The 24,011-nt window shown below is 32.6% G+C and carries 14 protein-coding genes; all 14 read left to right on the forward strand.

The genetic code is table 11. The features are described from left to right. The first annotated feature begins 7 nt into the window (after window positions 1–7). The 14 genes from WBG07_RS12815 to WBG07_RS12880 all read left to right on the forward strand — a co-directional run bounded on the left by WBG07_RS12815 (window position 8) and on the right by WBG07_RS12880 (window position 24,007). Complete coding sequence (locus WBG07_RS12815) at window positions 8–8,638, forward strand: SDR family NAD(P)-dependent oxidoreductase (RefSeq protein WP_340201873.1); 8,631 nt, start codon at window positions 8–10, stop codon at window positions 8,636–8,638. A gap of 41 nt (window positions 8,639–8,679) precedes the next feature. Beyond that, on the forward strand, window positions 8,680–9,540 hold the full coding sequence (locus WBG07_RS12820) for an ABC transporter ATP-binding protein (protein ID WP_340201875.1): 861 nt from the start codon (window positions 8,680–8,682) through the stop codon (window positions 9,538–9,540). Window positions 9,541–9,705: 165 nt separating this feature from the next. Further along, window positions 9,706–10,422, forward strand: coding sequence for a fluoroquinolone export ABC transporter permease subunit (locus WBG07_RS12825; protein ID WP_340201877.1), 717 nt, complete (start codon window positions 9,706–9,708; stop codon window positions 10,420–10,422). A gap of 1 nt (window position 10,423) precedes the next feature. Continuing rightward, complete coding sequence (locus tag WBG07_RS12830; RefSeq protein WP_340201878.1) at window positions 10,424–11,140, forward strand: hypothetical protein; 717 nt, start codon at window positions 10,424–10,426, stop codon at window positions 11,138–11,140. 149 nt (window positions 11,141–11,289) lie between these two features. Further along, window positions 11,290–12,240, forward strand: a complete 951-nt coding sequence (locus tag WBG07_RS12835) for an acyltransferase domain-containing protein (protein WP_340201880.1) — start codon at window positions 11,290–11,292, stop codon at window positions 12,238–12,240. A gap of 600 nt (window positions 12,241–12,840) precedes the next feature. Next, a complete protein-coding gene (locus WBG07_RS12840; protein ID WP_340201882.1) occupies window positions 12,841–14,505 on the forward strand; it encodes a leucine-rich repeat domain-containing protein in 1,665 nt (554 codons plus the stop codon). Window positions 14,506–15,081: 576 nt separating this feature from the next. Beyond that, entirely contained in the window at window positions 15,082–16,887 is a 1,806-nt protein-coding gene (locus tag WBG07_RS12845) for a leucine-rich repeat domain-containing protein (protein WP_340201883.1), read from the forward strand. 284 nt (window positions 16,888–17,171) lie between these two features. Next, window positions 17,172–17,594, forward strand: coding sequence for an ABA4-like family protein (locus tag WBG07_RS12850; protein WP_340201885.1), 423 nt, complete (start codon window positions 17,172–17,174; stop codon window positions 17,592–17,594). Further along, window positions 17,591–18,520 (forward strand): hypothetical protein, encoded by a 930-nt coding sequence (locus WBG07_RS12855; protein ID WP_340201886.1) that lies wholly within the window; start codon window positions 17,591–17,593, stop codon window positions 18,518–18,520. Before WBG07_RS12850 ends, WBG07_RS12855 begins: the two co-directional genes overlap by 4 nt. Window positions 18,521–18,530: 10 nt before the next feature. Then, window positions 18,531–19,577, forward strand: a complete 1,047-nt coding sequence (locus tag WBG07_RS12860; RefSeq protein WP_340201888.1) for a sensor histidine kinase — start codon at window positions 18,531–18,533, stop codon at window positions 19,575–19,577. Window positions 19,578–19,593: 16 nt separating this feature from the next. Beyond that, window positions 19,594–20,346, forward strand: a complete 753-nt coding sequence (locus tag WBG07_RS12865; RefSeq protein WP_340201889.1) for a LytR/AlgR family response regulator transcription factor — start codon at window positions 19,594–19,596, stop codon at window positions 20,344–20,346. A gap of 450 nt (window positions 20,347–20,796) precedes the next feature. Beyond that, window positions 20,797–21,567 (forward strand): outer membrane lipoprotein-sorting protein, encoded by a 771-nt coding sequence (locus WBG07_RS12870; RefSeq protein WP_340201890.1) that lies wholly within the window; start codon window positions 20,797–20,799, stop codon window positions 21,565–21,567. Then, entirely contained in the window at window positions 21,564–22,787 is a 1,224-nt protein-coding gene (locus WBG07_RS12875; RefSeq protein ID WP_340201892.1) for an ABC transporter permease, read from the forward strand. The genes WBG07_RS12870 and WBG07_RS12875 overlap by 4 nt, the downstream gene beginning before the upstream one ends. Window positions 22,788–22,789: 2 nt before the next feature. After that, entirely contained in the window at window positions 22,790–24,007 is a 1,218-nt protein-coding gene (locus WBG07_RS12880; RefSeq protein ID WP_340201894.1) for an ABC transporter permease, read from the forward strand. Window positions 24,008–24,011: the final 4 nt, after the last annotated feature.

Consider the following 24,011-nt stretch of genomic DNA (forward strand, 5'->3'; position numbering starts at 1 on the left):
AAGCATTTTGGATAATATAGCTCAAGCATCTCAAGAAATAATTACTGACCACTTAAAAGGTCAGTCCATGTTTTTTAAACCAGTTTGGCGAGAATGTTCTTTAAATATAGAGAACGCAGTAGTAGATTTTCCAGAAGTGGTATTGTTTTTTGGAACGATACCATCAGATTATAAAAAGACATTCAATACGTCTAGAATTATACAAGTTAATGCAAAAGAAAACTATAGGGAATTAAATAATGGCTATGAAATAAGAGCAAAGAATTTTGAAGATTATTCGGCTATCCTCAAGGAGGTAGAAGGTTATAGCTTATTAATTGTTTTTGCTTGGCCATTAATAGCTGAATTTGATTTGTCTCTTGATAAACGTTTGGAATATGGGCCTAGTTCGTTTTTTCTTTTGACTAAAGCGGTACTCGCCAATAAAAAAATCAGAAAAGCTACGTTTCAATATTTTTACCAAGGAAGTTTAAAAGAAACAGAGCCTTTGCATATGGGGCTCAGTGGATTTAATAAAACACTTGCCTTAGAAAATCCCAATTTTCCTGCTAAAATCATTGCTATTCATGAAACGATGTTGTCTTTTGTTAGTAAGCAGGAATATTTTTCAGACCCAGTTACAGATCTCATATGTTATCAACATAATATTCGAAATATACAAGTACTAGAATTAGTCACTAATAGTAAAGTCTCTTCTTCAGGCATAATAATTAAAAAACAAGGAACGTATATCATAAGTGGTGGTGCAGGGGAGTTAGGTCTTATTTTCACTGAATATTTAGCAGCAAAAAACATAGCCACTTTTATTTTAGTTGGGCGTTCAAAACTTTCTCATGAAAAAGAAATTAGAATAAAGAAAATATCTTTTCAAACAGGCTCTCTAATTTTATATTTTCAAACAGATCTTACTAGTAAGACGGAAGTTCAAAATTTAATTAATAAAGTCCATCTTTCTTATGGAAGTATTAATGGGATTATTCATTCTGCTGGAATTTTAAAGGATAGTTTTTTATTAAAAAAAGAACAGCATGATTGGAATCAGGTGATTGCAACTAAAATGAAGAGTACCAATTATTTGGATGAATTTTCAAAAAAGGATCCACTAGACTTTTTTATTTTATTTTCTTCAATTGCTTCCATTATTGGATCTGTAGGGCAGGCAGATTATGCATACGCAAATGGCTATGTGAACGCATTTTCAGAACAACGTAATCATTTATCATCTAAAGAGCTGCGTAATGGTAAAACTATTGCTATTAATTGGCCATTTTGGGAAAAAGGAGGTATGTATATGCCCAAAGAACAAATAAGACTCATGAGGGAAACGGCTAATGTATGGCCATTAACAAGCGCTGAGGGTATTACTGCTCTTGAAAACTCAATTGGTTTTAATGAACCAATACTATTATTTATTAAAGGAAACAAAACAAAAATAGAACGCATGATCAATCATAATTCTAGTACTATAATTACTGATAAAAATAATTCAGGAGAAGAAAAGGGATTGAAGACAAGAGCTGAAAAATTCTTCAAGAAATTACTTGCAGAGGAAATAAAGCTTCCAGCTAGTAAAATTAAATCAAATGCGCCTTTAGAAAAGTATGGTATAGATTCTATGATGATAATGTCATTAACTCAAAAGCTTGAGAAGTCATTTGGAAGTTTGTCAAAAACATTATTTTTTGAATACCAGACGTTAGATGAACTGGTTGATTACTTTATAGAAAATCACTCCAATGCGCTCCTTATTCAAATAGAAGATGAACCTTCTCAACCAGTGAATTTAAAGCCATTGGTTCCAGAAGCAAATAAAGTTTTTAGAAAATTTAGATTTCGAAAAAAACTACCTCAGGAGGAAAAACAAAAATCAGACAAGGAAAAACAAATTCCTGAGGTAGAAGAAATAGCTATAATTGGTGTTAGCGGTCGTTATCCTCAGGCAAATACCTTAGAAGAGTTTTGGGAAAATTTAAAAGAAGGGAAAGATAGTATTACAGAAATTCCAGAAGATCGCTGGGATTGGAAATCTGATTTCTCTCCTAAAAAAGGAGAAGCAGGAAAATATTATAGTAAGTGGGGTGGATTTATGGATGACATAGATAAATTTGATCCGCTGTTTTTTAATATATCTCCTTTAGAAGCTCAGTTAATTGATCCTCAAGAGCGGCTTTTTATGGAGACCGTTTGGCATACGCTAGAGAATGCTTGTTATACAAAATCTCAACTTTCTGGAAAAAAAATAGGGGTGTATGTAGGTGTTATGTATGGACATTATCAATTGCATGCTACATCTGAAGAAGGTTTTGTACCTAGTTCATCTTTTGCTTCCATAGCAAATAGAGTATCTTATTATTTTAATTTTTTTGGTCCAAGTATGGGAATAGACACTATGTGTTCTTCTTCTCTAACATCTATCCATTTGGCATGTAATAGTATTCTGTCTGGTGAAAGTGAAATGGCTATCGCAGGTGGTGTCAACATATCGCCACATCCTCAAAAGTATAAACTATTGAGTCAATCTCAATTTGCTTCTACTGATGGAAAATGTCACAGTTTTGGAGAAGGAGGAGATGGTTATGTACCAGGAGAAGGAGTAGGTGCAGTACTTTTAAAACCTTTAAGTAAGGCAATAAAAGATAATGATCATATCCATGCAGTTATTAAGGGAAGCGCTTTAAATCATGGAGGTAAAACCAATGGCTATACGGTACCTAATCCAAAATCTCAATCAAACCTCATTAAAAGTGTCTTAAAAGACACTAAAATCCCTACAGACAGTATTGGATATATAGAAGCACATGGTACAGGGACTTCTTTGGGAGATCCTATAGAAATTTCGGCGCTTAACAAAGCCTTTGGTACATTTAAAAAGAAAGCAACTTGTGCCGTTGGCTCCGTAAAATCTAATATAGGACATTTAGAATCTGCTGCAGGTATTGCAGCCATAACGAAGGTCTTACTTCAGATGAAGTATCAAAAACTGGTTCCTTCAATTCATTCCCAGAAAGAGAATCCGAATTTACAATTAGAAGACTCCGTATTTTATATTCAGAAAAAATTAACCGATTGGAACCGTCCCGAATTGATGGTCAATACTAAAAAGATCGCCTATCCACTTAGAGCAGGAGTTAGTTCTTTTGGTGCTGGTGGAGCTAATGCTCATATTATTCTGGAAGAGTATAGAAAAAAGGAATCTACGCTTAAAAATGAAACTGAGCCATTAGACCAAACTCATATAATCCCTCTTTCTGCAAAGAATGAAGAACAATTAGTGAAAAATGGTAAGAAGCTTCTTCAGTTCATTAAAAGTCAGGTAAAAACAAAAAAATATTCTTCAAAAAAATACGATAAGGAAGAAGTTTTAGAAGTAATAGCATCAATCGCTTCTCAAATTTGTGAAATTGATGAAAAACATATTGATAACGATGAAGAATTAATGTCTCAAGGTTTTTCTGCGATTGAAATAACTGATTTTAGAACAAGAGTAAATAACTTATTCAAGATAAATTTAGGAGAAGATGTTGTGAATGAGGGGAATACATTAAGAAATATAGCAGAAAGTATTCTAGAATTTATAGGTTTTAAGGATGAGCACAGTACTAGTACAGCTCAAACCATAAAGCTTCAGGATATTGCCTTCTCCTTACAAGTTGGTCGAGAAGCTTTTTCTTATCGCGCTGTATTCACCGCTATCAGTATTAATGAAACGATTCAAAAACTGGAAGACTTTTTAAATAAAGAGGGAGCATCTATGTCAAAAATAAAAATTCATAAATGTGATATGGATGATGATTTTGACCTTGCTAAGATAGAGAACCTTACGGTCAACAAAGACTACGGTGGAATTGTAGAACAATGGAGTAAAGGAGCAGAAATAAACTGGAATCTACTGCATCATCCAATTAAACCTAATAGAATCCCTCTACCAGGATATGAATTTTCTCGAGAGAAATATTGGCTTGGAGTTACGAAAGCAACTCAAGATCAAAAAAATGATATTGAAGGCCCTAAAACCCCAGAAATAGTGGAAAATAGCGTAGAAATACCTGAAAAAATTATTGCTCATCAAGAAGCGTTATCTGTATCAAAATTAACTAAGCTATTGATAAAAGATATTGCAAAGGAAACGGCCTCTTTAATTAAATTAGACCCTAAGCGATTAGATCCCAAAGAAAATTTTGGAACCTACGGTTTAGAATCCATGACCTTTGTTAAATTATCAGAAAATTTAAATGAAATTTATGGAACAGATATAACCCCCGCTATCTTTTTTGAAAAAGGAACTGTAGAAGCGTTAGCAGCATTTTTGATTTCTGATTATAAAGAAAAACTTATTAATTATTACAGTAAAACGAATACTACTCCGGTACAACAAAAAACAAAACCAATGATTGCGCAACAAAAAGTTTCTTCCGTCGTATCAGAAAAAAATAATAAAATTGTTAAAACAGCCCATCTTGAAGAACAAGATGATATTGCTATTATTGGTATTAGTGGGCGTTTTCCAGGTACTAAAAATTTGGAGGAGTGGTGGGATAAATTAGAAAATGAAGTAGATCTTATTTCAGAAGTCCCATCAGATCGTTGGGATTGGAAAGAAATACAAAAAGAATCAAATAAAACCCTGTTTTCGTGGGGAGGATTTATTCCAGATGCAGACAAATTTGATGCAGCTTTCTTTAATATTTCTCCTTCAGAAGCAGAGATGATGGATCCTCAACAAAGAATCTTTCTTGAAACCGTATGGCATACCATTGAAAATGCAGGATATAGAGCCTCGGATTTTTCGGGTAGAAAGGTAGGTATATTTTCTGGAGTCCAATTTCATGATTATCAATATTTGTTAGCTAATAATGGAGAACTTAACCCACATATGGGATTGGGTAATGAACATTCTATTTTAGTAAATAGAGCCTCTTTTCTTTTAAACTCTCATGGGCCGAGTGAACCTTATAATACCGCTTGCTCCAGTGCGTTAGTAGCGTTAAGCAGAGCTGTTGATTCTATCCAAAAAGGAGAAAGTGAAGTTGCTTTAGCCGGAGGCGTAACGTTAATGCTAAATCCTTCGGTAACCGTAAGTGCAGATAATTTAGGAATTCTATCGCCTGATGGAAGATGCAAAACCCTTGATGCAAATGCAAATGGATATGTTAGAGGAGAAGGGGTTGGTCTTGTAATGCTTAAACCTTTACAAAAGGCTAAGAATGATGGAGATCATATTTATGCAGTTATAAAAGGGACCACGGTCAATCATGGAGGAAAAGCGTCTTCATTAACAGCACCAAACTCTAATGCACAAGCAGATTTACTAACAGAGGCTTTTTCTAAAGCCCAGTTTGATCCAGAGACAATATCATATTTAGAGTTGCATGGAACTGGCACTAAATTAGGAGATCCTGTAGAAATACAGGGAATTTCAAGTGCGTTTAAAAATCTTGCAGCCAAGCAAAATAAAACAATCAGTAAACAGAATTATTGTGGTATAGGCTCAGTAAAAACAAATATTGGGCATTTAGAACCAGCTTCTGGAATAGCAGGTCTTCTTAAGCTTGTATTATCATTAGGACATGGAAAATTGCCAGGAATCTTGCATTTGAATGAGCAGAATCCTTATGTTAAACTAGAAAATAGTCCTTTTTACATTGTGAAAAATACTAAGGAATGGAAACGCTTAAAAGATGAGAATGGAAACGAAATTTCCCGACGTGCGGGTGTTAGTTCTTTTGGTTTTGGTGGAGTTAATGCACATGCCGTTCTGGAAGAATATGAAAAAGAAACCCTGGCAAATAGCGGTGAAACATTAGCTTTTATTTTGTCGGCAAGAACAGAAGAACGTCTTAAAACCTATGCACAACTCTTTTTACAATTTATGGAAGAGAGGGAACAAGGAAAATTAATGTATAGTCCAACACTAGATGAAATTGCGTTCACATTACAAGTTGGAAGAGAAAATTTATCCTATCGCTGGTGTTGTATTGCTAATTCAGATGAACAGCTCACAACATGTCTAAAGGATTACATAGAGGGTAAGTCATCAAACAGTTTTCTAACAGATAAAGAAAAGTCCTTTGAGGAAAAGAACATAATAAATGAAGATGAGGTACAATTTGCTCTGGAATCAAAAAATCTTGATAAGCTTATAAAATATTGGGTAAGTGGCACAAGCATAGATTGGAATCTAATCTACACTTCAGAAAATAGACCTAATAGATGTCCATTACCTGTATATCCATTTGAAAGAAAACGTCATTGGTTTACTCCTAAACCAAAAAGCATTACTATCCAAGATGATACGAAAATAGAGCAACAAGCTTCTTCTAAAGTTGAAGTGATTACAGATAGATATGAGTATGTACTTAATTTTTTAATAACTACTGTAGAATCAAAGCTGGACGTAGAAAATATTACTGTTGGAAAGGATACAGATTTTGTTGAAATAGGGGTAGACTCTATTATGTCATCTTTTGTTATGCAAATTATTCAAGAGCAGTTCTCAAATGATATTCCTTTAACCGCTTTAATGGAATATCCAATTTTAGGAGATTTGGCTAGGTATATTACAGATGAATTTCTTCCAGAAGACTTTGGATTCTCTGGAAGCATAACCAGTTCATCAAAAGGCAGTAGTAAAGATCAAGCAAATAAATTTCCTCCAGAAGTGTTGCCTATTAATACTAATGGAAGCAAGCAAATTTCTTTTTGGATTCATGGCGCTACGGGATTTTCAACATTTTTTAAAGATTTGTCGGGTGTGTTAGGTCCAGATTATCCGTTATATGCTTTTCAAGCAAGAGGTACAGATGGTAAATCAGTACCACACACTTTTGAAGAGATGGTAACTCATTATATAGAATGTATTAAAATGATACAACCAGAAGGCCCATATTTCTTAGGAGGGTATTCTTTTGGGGGACTCGTTGCTTATGAGATTGCACGTCGTCTAAATGAACAAGGCAATGAAATCAAAAATCTGGTGATGTTAGAAGCGTTTCCTACCACGGGAACGGTAAATGAAAAGTTTTATGAAACCTATGATTTTGATTTCTTAAAACTATACCTCGTTAACTCTTTCTTGAATATAAAAGACAACCCAGAATTGATGATTACTAAAGAAGATATCGTTGATGTACCTCAAAGAATGAAAATAGGTCACATTGCAAAATTAGCCAAAGAAAGAGCTAATTTATTAATCCCCGTTGATGATATTTACAATTATATACAGGGAGGTTTAACTTGTTCTGATTATGCCGAAGAAGCTTATAAGACCATACAGATTGATAAACCTTATAATGGTTCTGACGTATTGTACTTTAGAACTACAAAAGGATTTATAGGCGAAGATAATTTAATGAACTGGGACTCTTTAGATATCTATGCGCTCTATGACTATATCACACCATGGGAAAATCTGGTGGAAAAAAATATGGAGGTAGTCACTGTCAATAGTGATCACTTTAGTATCCTAGAAGAACCTACTCTCTTTGTAGTAGCTTCCAAAATTGAGCAACTCCTTAATCAACCAGAAACGGAAGATTTTAAAGACTATAATTTATTTAAAAAACAATTTAGTGAAGTAAATAACTTTATTTGTTATCCAATTTTAAAAGCCTTTAAAAGTAAAGGACTCTTCCTTAAAAAAGGAGAGCAAAATACGTATAATGATATTAAAGAGAAAATTGGTGTACTTACAGAATATCATCGTTTAGTAGACGAGTTAGTCAATATATTAATTCAGAATAAATTTCTTAAAAAAGAGGGAAAACATATTGTATGTACTGCAATCATTAATAGTGCAAAAACTAAGAAAGAACTAAATGGTATAGAGGGTACATTAGAGATGTTTTCTAAAGAATATACGGAGGTATCAAACTATTTACCGCTAATGGAAACATGTCTGAAAAAATTTATGAATGTGGTGAATGGAGATTCGCAAGGAGTAGATGTGATCTTTCCAAGAGGTAGCACAGAATTATTAGATCCTATTTATGCAGGGAATTTTCAAATGGATTATTATAATAACTTGATAGCGCAGTCTGTAAAAATGTATATTAAAAACAAACTGCGAATTTATCCAAATACCCGAATTAATATTCTTGAGGTAGGATCTGGTACAGGAGCCACGAGTAAAGTGGTTTTTGATGCTATCCAAGAATATTCAAACAAAATAACATTTTACTATACAGATATAGCCCCTATGTTCTTGCAAATGGCTAAACAACAGTTTTTAGAAAAAAATCCGTTTATAGAATTTACTATACTCGATATAAATAAACCGTTTAGTGAACAAGGTTATGAACCTGGTAGTGTAGATATTGTACTGGGAAGCAATGTTTTACATACCTGTTTTTTAATAGAACCTGTGCTAAAGCATATTCAAGAAGTGTTAAGACCAACGGGTATAGTTTTAATTAATGAGTTGACTCAAAAATTGAATTATAACACACTTACTTTTGGCTTGCTTAGTGATTGGTGGCAATATAAAGATGAAAAATTAAGAATAGAAGGATCTCCATTATTTACAAATCAACAATGGTGTAAATTGTTAGAAGCAAATGGTTTTCTAAAAAGTGAAATAAAAGGGATAGATAGTAATAGCCATGAGAATATGGCACAAAGCTTAATAGTTGGAGAAAAATAAGACTATTCTATTTATAAATTATTCTAATTAAGGATATAAATATGCTAAAGGTAGAAAACCTGTATTATACATACGCCAAAAATGATAACCCAACAATTAAAGGAATTAGTTTTGAAGTAAAACCGGGTAAAATCATAGGATTCTTAGGTCCTAGCGGAGCTGGTAAAAGTACAGTTCAAAAAATTATAATTCGTTTATTGTCAGGGTATAAAGGTGATATAGAGGTGTCTGGCAAAAAACTTCAAGATTGGAATTTAAAAGATTATTATGAATATATAGGGGTAGGTTTTGAATTACCCAATCACTACCTTAAATTAACTGCCTTAGAAAATTTAAATTTATTTGGATCATTTTATAGCTGTCCTATCAAATTTGATCATTTATTAGAGCAAGTTGGATTAGCAGAACATAAAAATAAACGAGTAGAAGAATTTTCTAAAGGAATGAAAATGCGCTTAAATTTTGTACGTGCATTTATGCATGACCCAAAACTAATTTTCCTTGATGAACCTACTTCTGGATTGGATCCTGTAAGTGCTAGAAACCTTAAAAATATAATTATAGAGCAAAAGAGAAAAGGTAAAACTATTTTTCTAACCACTCACAATATGTATGATGCAGAAGAGCTTTGTGATCAGGTAGGTTTTATCGTAGATGGAGAACTAAAGGTGATGGATAATCCGGCAACGCTTAAAAGGGAAGGTTTTACACCTAAAGTGGTATTAAAATATAAAAATGATGAATCCTTTGAAAAGGAATTTGATTTACAGGGTATAGGACAAAATGAAAACTTTATTAAGACGCTTAAAAATACTGATTACACTATTGAATCAATTAACACTAAGAAGACAACATTAGAGGATGTTTTTATAAAAGTTACGGGTGCTAACTTATCCAAATAAGTATTATTAAGCGGTCATTTTCTATGGGGCGTTTCAGTAAGATAAACAATAGTAAAGTAAGTTCTAGTGTAAGTAAATAACATTATACAAGAAATGTAGATTATTAATGCAGGGAATATACGCTCTATGAAAAATAGGAGTATTCCAGAATAAATTAGGTGAGTAATGGAAAGTATGAAAAATAATTTCAATTTATTATACAAAGCTCTGAAATGGGATTTCTATTTACAAAAGAAGTATAACATTCTTTTAATAGCTTTAATCATATCTATATTCTATGCGGTATGCTGGAAAATAATTGGGAACGATTTGCCTGGAGAAGTTTTAGTGATATTAATATTTAGCGATCCTGCTATGTTAGGATTTCTTTTTATAGGTGTTTTGTTGCTTACAGATAAAGGTAGTAGAACATTACAAGTATTCAACATATCACCATTGAGTACAGAGGGGTATATATGGTCTAAAACTATTTCATTAACTATTATTACTATATTTTGTAGTTTAGTAATTACAATAGCTGCTCATGGTTTGGACTTTAATTTTATTTATTTATTACTTGGAGTAATTTTATCTTCTACATTGTTTATTTTCATTGGTTTTATTGCTGTTTCTTTAGTAAATAATTTCAATGAATATGTTTTTGTACTGCCCTTTTTTATGCTTCCATTATGTATTCCATTTTTGAATTATTTTGGGATAACCAACACGAAATTATTTTATCTAATCCCAACACAAGCATCACTTATTCTTTTAGATACCATACTTCATAAGAATACAGATTTTATACAGATTATGTATGCCATAGGATATTTAATATTATGGAACTTCATAGGGTACATAATCGCAAAGAAGTTTTATAAGAAATTCTTAATTAAACAATAATATGGGTAAATTACTTTCACTTTTCATAAATGATGGGAAATTTATTTTTAGAAATTCTATTTTGATTGTTCTAGCAATAGCCCCATTACTTATTATGGGGTTCATAAGATATTTATTGCCTTTTATTGCTAAAAACTATTTGCCCGAATTAATTATTCATTATCCATATATAATAGCGCTATTTTGTTTGATGACAGCAATTTTTCCCGCTTTTGCTATTTCATTTATTATGCTGGATGAAAAAGATGAAGATCTTTTTCAAGTACTACGAGTGATGCCTATTTCATTTTTAGATTTTTTAACGTATCGATTAACTTTTGTTTTCTGTTTTGGCTTTTTCTTTTCTTTTCTAACGTTAAAATTTAATGGTCTTTTAGAAGTAGATACCAGTACTTGTATTTATATGGCTCTATTATTTGCTTTATCAGGACCAATTGTCACTCTGGTGACAGTTACATTTGCATCCAATAAAGTTGAAGGACTAGCTATACTTAAAGCAATTAACTTCATTTTTATATTACCTTTATTATCCATATTTATACCCTCTAACTGGAAATTTGTTTTATCAATTATCCCACAATTCTGGTCATACCAGACTTTTGTTCAGTATTTTAATAATAATTCATTATGGTATTTTATCATAGGGGTACTATTTCATGTCCTTACACTAATTGGGCTTATAGCATTGTTTAAAGTAAATATTTTTCGTCGAAAATAATTAATACCTATCTATTGATTTTACCTACCGCATACACACAAGCTTATAAAAGACAAATCTTAAGAGCTTAATTTTTTCAAATTAATTTAAAGAAGAATATTGGTTCTTTAAAATGAGTACTATTATAAATAAAATATCAATTTAACCTAATGAAAAATCACAAAATCATATTTTTATTTTCAGGACAAGGAAGCCAATACAGAGGGATGGGGCAAAGTTTATATGAAAAAAACCTAGTTTTTAGAGCTAGTTTAGAAAAAAGTGATTTAATAGTTAGGCAATTATTAAATAGATCTTTAATCTATGAATTGTATGAATCTAAGGATAAAGATTTTGATGAATTACTAATAACACATCCAGCTATCGTTGCGGTAGAAATAGCCATGTTTGAGGTTTTACAAAGTATGAATATCAATCCTGATTACGTTTGTGGAAACAGCTTAGGAGAATTCGCTGCGGCATTTGCTAGTAACGTATGGGATTTAGAGACTGCCATAAGATTTTCAATAGAACAGGCAAAAACTATTGTAAATACTGGTTTAGAAGGTGGAATGCTAGCCGTAATTGATAATGAGAAAAAACTTGATAAACAACGTTACTTAGATTATGATCTATTTCTTGCTTCCGATAATTTTGAAGGACATTATACCTTATCAGGTTCAGTTAAAAATTTAGACTCATTTCAAATAGATTCAACTAAAAAAGGGGTGAATTTTGTACGTCTTCCAGTAAAAATTCCTTTTCATTCCTCTTTACTGTTTAATGAGTTAAGTCATGTTAAATATCCAACAATTAACAATCTGGGATTACGCAATCCTACCTCAGGATTTGTTTCCGGAATGAAATGTAAAGAATTAAATATCCTGCCCACAAACTATTTTGAGCAAGTAATAAGCTTGTATATGAATTATACAAAAACCATAAATTATTTGGAAGAAAAAGGAGCATGCTTTTATATTGATCTGGGACCTTCTGGCACAAGCGCAACATTTACAAAGTATAATTTAGATACGAAATCAAATTCAAAGACTTTTCAAATAATGACACCGTTTAAAAGAGAAGTGCAACAGCTTAATGAATTAAAAAATTACTTGAATTAGCTTAAAATTATAGCCATAAAGTTACTATTTGAACTAATTTTATTATATGCAGTAGTATTACCACCAATCTAGAAAACAAACTGAGGTATCATTCTATGGTACACATATAATCATAATCTTAAAGCTGCTTTTTACTTTATGAGCAGTGCATTTTGGGATGCTTATTATAATTCCTTGCAATAACACTTATAATCAGAATCAATCACTTATTAAATTTCATGCACTAGGGTAGGATAAAATCCCATATTTTGTAATTAATAACTCAAACTATGTTAAGAATTAAATTCTGCCATAAGTATTAAGTTGGTAGGGTGAATTTAAATTCGTTCACAATATCTAAATACTAAACAAGTATGAGAACCATAATAGAGGTAAGGTCTGAGACAGAAATAGGAAAAATAGGGATTGTTATTTCTTCAAATTTAGTAGGTTGAAAAATCAAGATTTATAACAACTAATTTCTTTTCATAAAAACCAAAATTAATCTAATGAATGAGAAATTCAACTTTTTATCTAAAGGGCTAAGCCATTTGGTAGTAACATAAAGTATTTCATAAGGTTTTGAGAAGGTAAAAAAACAATTTTTAATAAACTTATTTAATGGGAAATATTGCCACTGCAAGACAAAAAATTAAAGAAGCAAAAGATAACGGAGAGACTATTTTAAATCTAACCATGTTGGGTTTGACTGCGCAAGAATTAGCATCACTAATTCCCAGCATAGCAGAAATTCCAGGATTAAAGGAAGTAGACTTAGCTGAAAATAGAATAGACATACTACCAGATACAATTCGTAATTTAACCATGTTGGAAGAGCTTAATCTAGAAGGAAATGAACTTCAAGGTCTACCGGATTCCATTAGTGATTTACAAAATCTAAAAAATATATTTCTCGCAGATAATGACATTGAACAATTCCCTACCATATTAACAAGTCTAACGAATCTTGAGTATGCAGACCTTCGTGCCAATGCGATGCAAGATCTACCCAGATCAATAACCAGTTTGGGTAATTTAAATATTGATCTGAGTAACAATCCGCTATCTCAAGAAGCACTAACTTGGATAACTACTACTTTTACAGATGGCAATATCACTACAGATCTAAATGCATTAGAGACAGATTATGATATAACTGATGTTATTGAGGCGATGTACCCAGAAACAAAGGATGAAACTTTGGAAATGATAGCTAATTTAGATTTTGGTTCTTTTAGCACCGCTACTCAGAATAATAGAAATGCAAATGATGTTGTTACTGAGTTTTTGAGTAAAACTCCTTTTGAAGGTAGGGTGGCAAGAGAAGTATATCTCCCGGCAACTAAGCAAATGCTTGATATTGTATTAAACCCTAGAAACACAGAAGAAGATAAGAGCACAGAGCTTCAAAAGATGGCAACCTCCCTAGGTAATTGTTCCACCCCTGTTAAAAGTTTTTTAATACAAAATAAGGTAAACAAACAACTAAGCGAAGAAGCTTCATTAACCCCGCTTTTGGAAAATTTATTGGATAGAGAAGCCGTAGAAGATAGAATAAACACCGTTTTTAAAGATAAGTTTAAGTCTGGTGACAAAATAGAAATGATTCAAGCTATGGTAGACAGTATTTTTATGGAAGGTGCCGAGCGTTATCAACATAATACCAATCTTAGAATTACAGGAGAAAGACCACGGTTGGAATCTAAAACGATCAATCAAGAATATGGTTTTAGAAACTTACCAGACGATGCGGCATCTATCTTCGCCAAGCTCTTTTGCGAAACCAATAATGAAAATGCACTTATCAAAAATACAACAGGTGAGTATGTGTTAGACCCTCCAAAATTAAAATCTATTACTTCGGCTTACCGGGCAAGATTTGCCATTATTAGCGCTGAAGAAAGAGTGGTATCCGAAAAAACAGCGAGCTATAATATGGAGGTTACCGCATTGCTTAACAATGACGATTTAATGGAAAACACAACAGAGCCTGATGTCGCTTTGTTATTAGATATCCCTTCGCAACAGGAAGAATTACGGGTGGCACTGTTTCGCACACCAGAAAGTGAACGCGATGCTACCTACGATAGATTTTTGCAAGATCAAAAAACAAAAATCAGACAAGCCATACAAAAATATGCCCCCCAAAAGGTAGTATTACCAGGGCTATTAAATCCTATGAATGACGGTAGGCGATCACCCTCACCAGATGGTGGCGGAAAACGAAAAGCAACTCCTTCTCAAAATGAAGCTTCGCAAAATAAAAGAAGTAGAAGTCCAGGTTAATGAAATACGGTTGATGCTAAAATTAAATTATTTTCCACTTATAGGAGGAAAGTCCTTACACAATATGATTTTTATAAGATTGGTACTTAAAACTTATAATAGAGTGCTATTTTATTTTCTCCTATTTTTTTAATGTCTGGTTGAGCGTTGTTTTCATCCCTCAGAATTTTTTTAGTATACCTGTCTATTTTCACAGTTCTTTTTTAATGCTATTTTTGTGTACACCCAGTTTATAAATGATGCGTTTTTGGTGGAAACCAGCCTATAAAAACCTTTGAGTTTAATATCTCACGGGTTATATTAAATAGTAGTGGTTTTTGTATGGAAAGGATATAAAAAGATAGATTTCAATATTTTAAGTTTAAATATTATATCTATAACTTAAACTCATGTTTTAAATTATTGTATCCCTAATCAAGTAATGGTTTTAAATTTACATAGTTAAGACTTAAATTCAGTACAAATGGTTGAGTTAATATGTAGTGTTTCCATAAGCATCCGCCTAAATATATTTAACTCATTATAGATGGTAAAATACATTCAGAAAATAATGTAACTAATGCTTAAAACAGAAATATGGGGAATATTGAACAAGCTTTGGTAGAAATTGAAAGGGCAGAGCAAGAAGGTTTAGTACGTTTGAATTTGGGGGGGTTAGGACTTACAGATAATGATTTAAAAGAGTTAATATCAAAGATTCAAAAAATTAGTAATTTAGAAGAACTTCACTTGGCAGATAACAATTTAACAGCCCTTCCCTCAGATATTTGTAATATAACCAGTCTTAAGGTATTAAGCCTATCACTTAATAACCTTAGTAGCCTACCCACTAATATTGATGATCTAATAAATCTTGAATCGTTAGATTTGAGCATGAATCAATTTAGTACGTTACCTCACTTTATTAATGAATTAGGTGCTTTAGAGCGTTTAGATTTAGAAGCTAATGAATTAGTAGAGTTGCCAGAACAAATAGGATACTTAGATAATTTAAAAGAATTAATTATTGCAGATAATTCTTTGACCGCGCTACCACCAGAAATTGGTTATTTACCAAGTATTGAAAGATTTAATGCCTCTCATAATGCACTAACAGCGCTTCCCGAAAGCATACTCAATTATAATGAAATAGACGAATTAAATCTAAAGTTTAATCCTTTATCAGAGGAAACAAGAACCTGGTTGTATGAACAGTTTGGTTATGAAGAGTTGGTAGATGATCAAGTTGACTATGATATTTCTGTAGAAGTAACTGTTTTATATCCAGAAACGCATAATGAAGTACTAAAGAAAATTGATGCTCTTGATATTGGAACCTATGATACCGCTGCTGCCAATAAAAAAACAGCACCAGATATTATTAAAGAATTCCTAAGTAAAACACCCCTTCAAGGAGCGATAGCAAAAGAAGTATATCTACCTGCTGCCAAAGAGCTATTAGATTTTATATTACATTCAAAAGAATCAAAGCAAGAAAAGAGTACTCAATTGCAAAAAATGGCTACATCCTTAGGCGATTGCGCTACTCCGGTTAAAAGCTTTTTAATACAAAACGCTATAGATAAACAATTACGTGGTAGTAAACCATTAACCCCACTATTAAACAAGTTAGTAGACAGGGAAACAATAGAAAACGAAATTAATACTAAGCTCAAAAAATACCTTCGAGGTCATGATAAAATTGAGCAGGTACAAGGAATTGTAAATAGCCTTTTTCTGGAAGGAGCAGAGACTCACGAAGATAATAAGTATCTAAGAATTAAAGGTGATAGAGTACGATTAGAATCTAAAACTATAAATATAGAATTTGCTTTTGACCAAATATCAAAATCAGAATCCTTATCTCTTGCGGCTGCTAAACTTTTTTGTGAGACAGATGGGAAAAAGAAGCTTATCCAGAATGAGGAAGGTCAATACCTACTATCTCCGCCAAAAATAAAATCAATTACCTCTGCACACCGGGCAAAACTCGGTTTAATTTCAGATCAGGAAAGAGCTATTGCTTCTAAAACCAGAAGTTACGAATTAGAAGTTATAGCCTTGCTAAGGCATCCGGAGCTGGTTGCTAATTCTATAGAAAAAGACATACAGCCTTTAATGGACCTACCTACCCAACAAGAATCATTACGAGTAGCACTGTTTGGTATATCAGAAAACGAATTCGATGCTACTTATGATAAATTTTTACATGATCAAAAAACAAAAATTAAGCAAGCCTTAGAAAAGTACAGCCCTCAAAAGATAGGATTAGCAGAACTATTAAACCCTATGAATGACGGTAGGCGATCACCTTCACCAGATGGAGATGGGCAAGGAAAAAGAAAAGTAACTCCTTCTCAAAATGAAGCTTCGCAAAATAAAAGAAACAGAGGTTTTAAATAAGTAAATAGTAAAACCAAACAGATTTTCTTTCCCTTTTGATGCCTTATTATCTAGGTATATCTTCCACGAACCTATCTTATCTTTTCTCTTTTAAAGTCATAATAATTTAGTGCATATTTAGGTAGTTTGACTTTAAAGTTGATCAATTCTAATCAGAATTTCGCATGTTCAATAGTAAGCTTAACAATTGAACATCATTTAACGACGGTTCAGCATAAAGTCATATTGTATTGGATAGTGTGCTCGCATCTTTGGAGTAGTATTCAAAATAATAAATCAATAAAATGACACCAACAGATGTTTTCTCACTCGCAAATTTAATCGCCATGCCCATGTGGGTCTTGATGATTTTCTTACCTAAATGGAAAGTAACCAGCTTCTTGATTAATTTCAAACTAGTCCCCATACTTCTTTCCGTTATCTATCTTGTTTATATCATTCAATCAATAGTAACCGGAGGTCTCATGGATTTTGGAAGTCTATCATCTGTGATGCAATTGTTTACACAAGAATATGCGGTCTTAGCAGGATGGGTGCACTACCTCGCTTTTGACCTTTTAATAGGAATGTGGTTATTAAATCAAAATAAAGAATTAAAGATTCATCAGGCACTAATGGCTCCTTGTCTTTTGCTGACTTTTATGTTTGGACCTCTAGGCTTTTTACTTTTCACAATCATCAAAACCTTCAAAAATAAGTCGCTATGAAACCTATAAACACATCAGAGGCAAGTAGAGTAAATATCAACAAAAACATAGCATACCTCTATAATGATATACCTTATAAAAACAACTCATTTTCAATAACGCTTTCAAAATTATTTGCAGAATGGCATAGCATTCTAAAACACATTCTCAAAACGGTAAAGAAGGAAAATTCTACTGCCTATTGGATTGCACTGATTACCTGCGCACTTTCTATTGTTTGCATCCTAGGTCTTGTTATTGATAAAAGAATGCTCTTAGGCGTGAATGTTTGGATAAAGCCATTAAAATTTACAATTTCTATCGCTATCTATATAATAACCACCAGCTTTCTTTTGAGTATATACCCTTACTCTAAAAGAAAAAAAGGAATTATAAACGGAATCGTATCATGGAGTTTGCTTATTGAATTGGGAATTATAATTTGTCAGGCAGCAAGAGGAGTTCAATCTCATTACAATGTGTCTACCGGGTTTGATGCTATTCTCTACATGTCCATGGGCCTTTTAACTGGAATAAATGTGTTCATAATTATAGTATTGATGATTGATAGCCTACGGTTGAAACTAAAAACCAAAAAATCTATTCAGTGGTCTATATTTCTGGGTTTGACTATCATTTTCTTTAGTAGTTGGATAGGCGGACAAATGATAAGTCAGTTATCACATAGTGTAGGCGTTGCAGACGGAGGAGCAGGGCTGCCACTGGTAAACTGGAGCACGGTAGCCGGTGATTTAAGGATTGCTCATTTTTTTGGATTGCATGGCATTCAAATAATTCCGTTATTCGCCTTTTGGTTATCTAAAAAATCGAATACCTCATCTCGAAATCAGATAATAGCCGTTACTGTTTTTAGCTTGTTGTATGCAGCCTGGATAGGTTTCGTATATTATCAAGCAAAACAAGGGATACCATTGCTTGCTATTTAATATAATTTATATGCTATTAAACAAGAAGAAACGTATAAAATATTTAGGATTCAATGATACCTGGTTTATGTTTATAGGGATCATTATCCTAAGTTTTATTATTGACTATATTTTTAATAATTCATTTGTTCGCTACTCTTTTGGTATAGCAATTATTAATTGGGGAATATCTCTTTTCTTTTCGCTGGTAAATTGGTTTTTAATGCGAAGGATTTTGATTTATTTGCGAAAAAGGTATCCTAGTTTTCAAGACTCTCGAAAGCGAATATTGACTATTTTGCCAATACTGGTGATGACGATACTCCTTATAGATTATTTTGGAGGATTAGTATTGGGAGCCATATTTGGGCAGGACTATCATCCGTTGGAGCGTTTTAAGATACTGATATTTGTAATAGTTTTAACTATTATGACCATGGCCATTTATGAAGCCATTTATTTTTATGTGAGCCTTAAGAAATCCATAAGGGAAGAAGAACAATCAAAACAAGCCATTGTTCAGGCAGAGTTGGATGCACTTCGTAATCAAGCGCAACCTCATTTTTTTTTCAATACTTTGAATACGTTGCGTGATATTATAGATCAAAACTCAAAGGAGGAGGCAAAAGAATTTGTTGATAAGCTATCAGAGATGTATCGGTTTTTATTAGAGTCTGGAAGTGCCAATCTAATCTTTCTTAAAGATGAATTAAAATTTGCCAAAGCATACGTCCATATTCAAGCAGAACGCTTTGGAGATAATTTGCAGCTCAATTGGGATATTTCGGAGGCCACATTGAACGCTATGATTGTACCCATGAGCCTACAACTACTATTGGAAAATGCGATAAAACACAACGTAATTTCCAAGGCAAAGCCGTTAAAGATACATGTGATAGCAAAAGACAATACATTATTAGTGAGCAACCAGATACAACCCAAGTCTACCCAACTGCCATCAACAAAAGTGGGTCTAAAGAATATAGAACAACGGTATTCCTTGATTTCGTGTAAACGGGTTGAAATAAAAAATGAAGACAAGCAATTTACCGTAACACTTCCTTTATTAAAAGCATAAAAATAAAATTACAGCTATGCAGATATTGATTATTGAAGATGAAAGACGAGCGGCAAATCAATTAGAACGTTTGCTAAAAGCTTCTAATTTTGATTATGAATTGTTGGAAGTAATAGATACTGTAGAAGATGCAGTCTTGTGGTTTAATAACCATAAAGCACCAGAACTTGTATTTATGGATATTCAATTAGCCGATGGATTAAGCTTTGAGATTTTTCAAAAAACAAACGTAGAAGCCCCTATTATTTTTACAACGGCTTTTGATCAGTACGCTATCCAAGCATTTAAAGTGAATAGTGTAGACTATTTACTAAAACCTATTCAGCAAAATGATTTAAATAAGGCTCTTGATAAATTCAATAAGAACAATAAACCAGTCCCAGTTGAGCCCTTTATTTTGAAACAATTACTCAGCAATATAGAATCTCTAAATAAGCGTGAAGGCATTTTGGTCAAAGAAGGCAACGGATTTCTACAAATCAAGACCAAAGAGTTATTATACTGCTATTCTGAAGACAGTATTACTTTTGCTGTGACTGCCAATAAACGTCATGTTATTAATGAAACCATTGATGATTTGTTTGATTCTTTAGATAAAAATCAATTTTATAAAATTAATAGAGGACAAATAGTTTCTAAAAGTTCCATTGAAAAAATTGATCCTTATTTTAACCATCGGGTTAAATTATTCATTACCAATCCGCGCAATCAACAATTTATAGTTAGTAGACCAAAAACGGGTCATTTTAAAGAGTGGATGAATAAATAGTTTAAAAATAGCTTCAAGCTGCCCTCAGCATTGCGAGTATCATAATTCCGTGAACGCCTCTAGTAATTATAGCGCCTTTGGTTTGAAGTGTATCCATTTTTTATCAAAAGATTAGGTTGAATATTAAATATCTGTGATGAATCATTAGATATCAATGCTTTAAAATGATATAAATCAGAGAGTCTAAGTCAATTTTTTAGAGGATGATTGCAATCTAAAGAGGTTTTGTAGCCAAGAGAGGTTCAAGACGTATAGACAATTGAACAAAACAAATATTAGCCTGATGCCAGCGGAGAAGATGCCTGTTATTATCAAATTAGAATTTATCTAGAAATAGTGGTAGGTATTGGAATCATGGGTAATTATATGAGCAATCATAGCCCTTAATTATAAATTTAAATGCTGATTTATATCATTGTCAAAATAGTTTTTTCGAGATAGATTTAATGTATGAAAAAAGTACAACTAGTTAAATTTATTGGTGGCATTATTCTCTTTGTGATACCTCTTTTTTCCATGCAGTTTCAGCAAGAACTTACAGCAAAAGATATTGTAAAAAAAGCTGATGATAATATGCGGGGTAAAACTTCACAAGCCGAGATCACTATCAAAATAATTAGACCTACATGGAGTAGAGAAATGAATATGCAAGCTTGGACAAAAGGAGATGACTATTCAATGATTTTGGTAACCTCACCTGCCAAAGAAAAGGGAACCGTGTTTTTAAAGCGTATAAAAGAGGTTTGGAATTGGATTCCCACAATTGAGCGCACAATAAAATTACCACCTTCAATGATGTCACAGAGTTGGATGGGTACAGATTTCACCAATGATGATCTGGTAAAAGAAGCTTCTTCTGTTGTAGACTATACCCACAAACATCTGGGCAAAGAATCAATTACAGGAAAAGACTGCTATAAAATAGAAATGATTCCCAAGCCCTCTGCGGCAATAGTTTGGGAAAAAGTAATTGTTTGGATAGATTCTGAAGATTTTTTACAGCTAAAAGCAGCATTCTATGATGAAGATGGAGAATTGATAAACGTTATGAAATCTAGTGAAGTTAAAGAAGTGGGTGGAAGAAAAATAACCTCAAAAATTGAAATGTTTCCAGTAGACAAAGAGGGTAATAGTACAGTAATCATTTACAACAACATCGTTTTTGATAAAGAAATAAACGACAAGTTTTTTACTACTCGTAATATGAAACAATTAAAATGATGCTCTTAAAATTAGCTTGGTTAAATATATGGCGCAATAAGCGTAGAACAATTATCACTGCTACTTCAGTGTTTTTTGCAGTACTACTAGCCATAATTTTTCGTTCCTTAACCGATGGAATTTATGATAATATGATTCATAATGTGGTGAGCTATTCTTCCGGTTATTTACAAATACATCAAAAAGGGTATTGGGAAGAACAGTCTATTGACAATTCATTTACAGAAGATGCAAAACTGTATCAAGACTTACTCAAAAACCCTGAGGTAACTCAGATTATGCCTCGTTTGCAAACATTTGCTCTAGCCTCGTATTCCAACAAAACAAAAGGTGTTCTTATTTTAGGAATAGATCCTCATAAAGAAAGAGAAGTTAATAAGCTACATGAAAAAATTATAGACGGTCATTATATTGAAAGTATTAACGATAATGCAATTGTCTTAGGAGAAGGATTGGCCTCTCACTTAAAGCTAAAAGTGAATGATACCTTGGTACTACTAGGCCAAGGATATCACGCAAGCAGTGCTGCGGCAAAATTCAGAGTAAAAGGCCTTATAAAATTAGGAGCGCCTGAACTGAATAATAATTTGGTGTATATGCCCATAAAACAATCGCAATACATGCATGGAGCCGAAAATAGGTTAACCTCCGTTTCGGTGATGTTGGAGAAATCTACCAATTTAGAAAAACTGAAACATTCTTTACAAGCATCTATTGATTCTGATGCATATGAAGTAATGAGTTGGAAAGAAATGATGCCCGAAATGGATCAATATATAGAGGCCGATAGTACTGCGCATTATATCATTATAGGTATCCTGTATTTCATCATTTCATTCGGATTATTTGGCACCTTATTAATGATGATTTTTGAGCGTAAACATGAATTAGGCATTTTGATAGCCATAGGAATGAAAAAGAGATTATTGGCTTTTGTACTACTGCTAGAATCTATAATGATTTCTTTATTAGGTTGTTTTGCGGGTATTATTGGAGGTATTTTATTTGTAAAATGGTTTACTGTACATCCAATTCATTTAACCGGTGAGCTAAAGGAAGTTTATGAAGATTACGGTATAGAATCTATCATCTATTTTTCTAGCCACGAGAAAATTTTTATTGTTCAAACTTTAATCGTTTTAATATTATCTATTCTATTAGCCTTTTATCCAGGTTATAAAGTGTTGAAATTAAAACCGGTTGAAGCTATAAATAGTTAGTTATGTTATTTCAAATTGCTTGGCGAAATATATGGCGTAATAGATCCAGAAGTTTGGTGGTTATCAGCTCAATCATCATTGGAGTTTGGGCGGGTATTTTTATTTTGTCCTTTTCTTGGGGTTTATATAAGAATAATATTAATGAGTCTGTATATAAACAGTTATCTCATATTCAAATTCATCATCCAGCTTTTGAAGAAGAAAAAGATGCCAAATTCACCATTCAAAATACAGATCAGATTGTAAAACAGTTTCAAGCCAATGATCAAATTGCGTCTGTAAGTTCACGCGTTATTTCAATGGGAATGATAACATCTCCAACAACAGCAAGTGGTGTAAAGATTTACGGAATCAATCCCGCTTTTGAAATTCCACAGATTGCTTTAAACAAAAGTGTGAGAGAAGGCACTTATTTTGATTCTGGAAAAGACAATGAGATACTCATTGGTGAAAAACTAGCCAGAAAACTTAAAATCAAACTCAAGAGTAAAGTCGTATTGACCTTTACAAATAGTAATTCGGAAATCGTTTCGGGAGCATTTAGAGTTGGTGGTATTTACAGATCCAAAAATAGTTCATTAGATGAAGTGAACGTATATGTTCAACAAGAACATTTGCGAGAACTGTTAGAACTAAAGCCTTCTGAGAGCAATGAAATAGCCATATTATTAAAAGATGAAAAACAGTTAGATAGTATTAAAAAATACTGTGTAGCCTTAGTTTCAAAAGCTAAGATTGAAGATTGGAAAGAATTGTCTCCAGAGCTGGGAATGATAATAGAGTCCTTTAATCTTTATACCTACATCATTAGCGGGATCATTCTCTTGGCATTAACCTTTGGCATTATAAATACGATGTTGATGTCTGTTTTAGAGCGCATTCGAGAACTCGGAATGTTGATGGCTATTGGAATGAATAAGCGTAAAATATTTATAATGATTATGCTGGAAACAATTTATTTAACAGTAATAGGTGTTCCAATTGGGTTGCTTATAGGATGGTTGACTGTTATTGTATTAGGAAAGACTGGAATTAATATTTCTATGTTTTCTGAAGGCTTAGCCTCCTACGGATTCAGTTCTATGATATATCCAGCTCTAGATCAAGAAAAATATATGATTATTGTGACTATGTGTTTGATAACGGCCATAGTATCGGCTATTTATCCTGCTTATAAAGCACTGCAATTAAACCCTTCAGAAGCAATACGTAAAATTTAAAATT

Source organism: Ascidiimonas meishanensis, from assembly GCF_037782385.1.
GTDB classification, from domain to species: Bacteria; Bacteroidota; Bacteroidia; order Flavobacteriales; family Flavobacteriaceae; genus Ascidiimonas; species Ascidiimonas meishanensis.

Coding starts and splice junctions, on each gene's coding strand:
- WBG07_RS12820 (WP_340201875.1), top strand. CDS start 8,680: ATGCTAAAGGTAGAAAACCTGTATTATACATACGCCAAAAATGATAAC.
- WBG07_RS12825 (WP_340201877.1), top strand. CDS start 9,706: ATGGAAAGTATGAAAAATAATTTCAATTTATTATACAAAGCTCTGAAA.
- WBG07_RS12830 (WP_340201878.1), top strand. CDS start 10,424: ATGGGTAAATTACTTTCACTTTTCATAAATGATGGGAAATTTATTTTT.
- WBG07_RS12835 (WP_340201880.1), top strand. CDS start 11,290: ATGAAAAATCACAAAATCATATTTTTATTTTCAGGACAAGGAAGCCAA.
- WBG07_RS12840 (WP_340201882.1), top strand. CDS start 12,841: ATGGGAAATATTGCCACTGCAAGACAAAAAATTAAAGAAGCAAAAGAT.
- WBG07_RS12845 (WP_340201883.1), top strand. CDS start 15,082: ATGGGGAATATTGAACAAGCTTTGGTAGAAATTGAAAGGGCAGAGCAA.
- WBG07_RS12850 (WP_340201885.1), top strand. CDS start 17,172: ATGACACCAACAGATGTTTTCTCACTCGCAAATTTAATCGCCATGCCC.
- WBG07_RS12855 (WP_340201886.1), top strand. CDS start 17,591: ATGAAACCTATAAACACATCAGAGGCAAGTAGAGTAAATATCAACAAA.
- WBG07_RS12860 (WP_340201888.1), top strand. CDS start 18,531: ATGCTATTAAACAAGAAGAAACGTATAAAATATTTAGGATTCAATGAT.
- WBG07_RS12865 (WP_340201889.1), top strand. CDS start 19,594: ATGCAGATATTGATTATTGAAGATGAAAGACGAGCGGCAAATCAATTA.
- WBG07_RS12870 (WP_340201890.1), top strand. CDS start 20,797: ATGAAAAAAGTACAACTAGTTAAATTTATTGGTGGCATTATTCTCTTT.
- WBG07_RS12875 (WP_340201892.1), top strand. CDS start 21,564: ATGATGCTCTTAAAATTAGCTTGGTTAAATATATGGCGCAATAAGCGT.
- WBG07_RS12880 (WP_340201894.1), top strand. CDS start 22,790: ATGTTATTTCAAATTGCTTGGCGAAATATATGGCGTAATAGATCCAGA.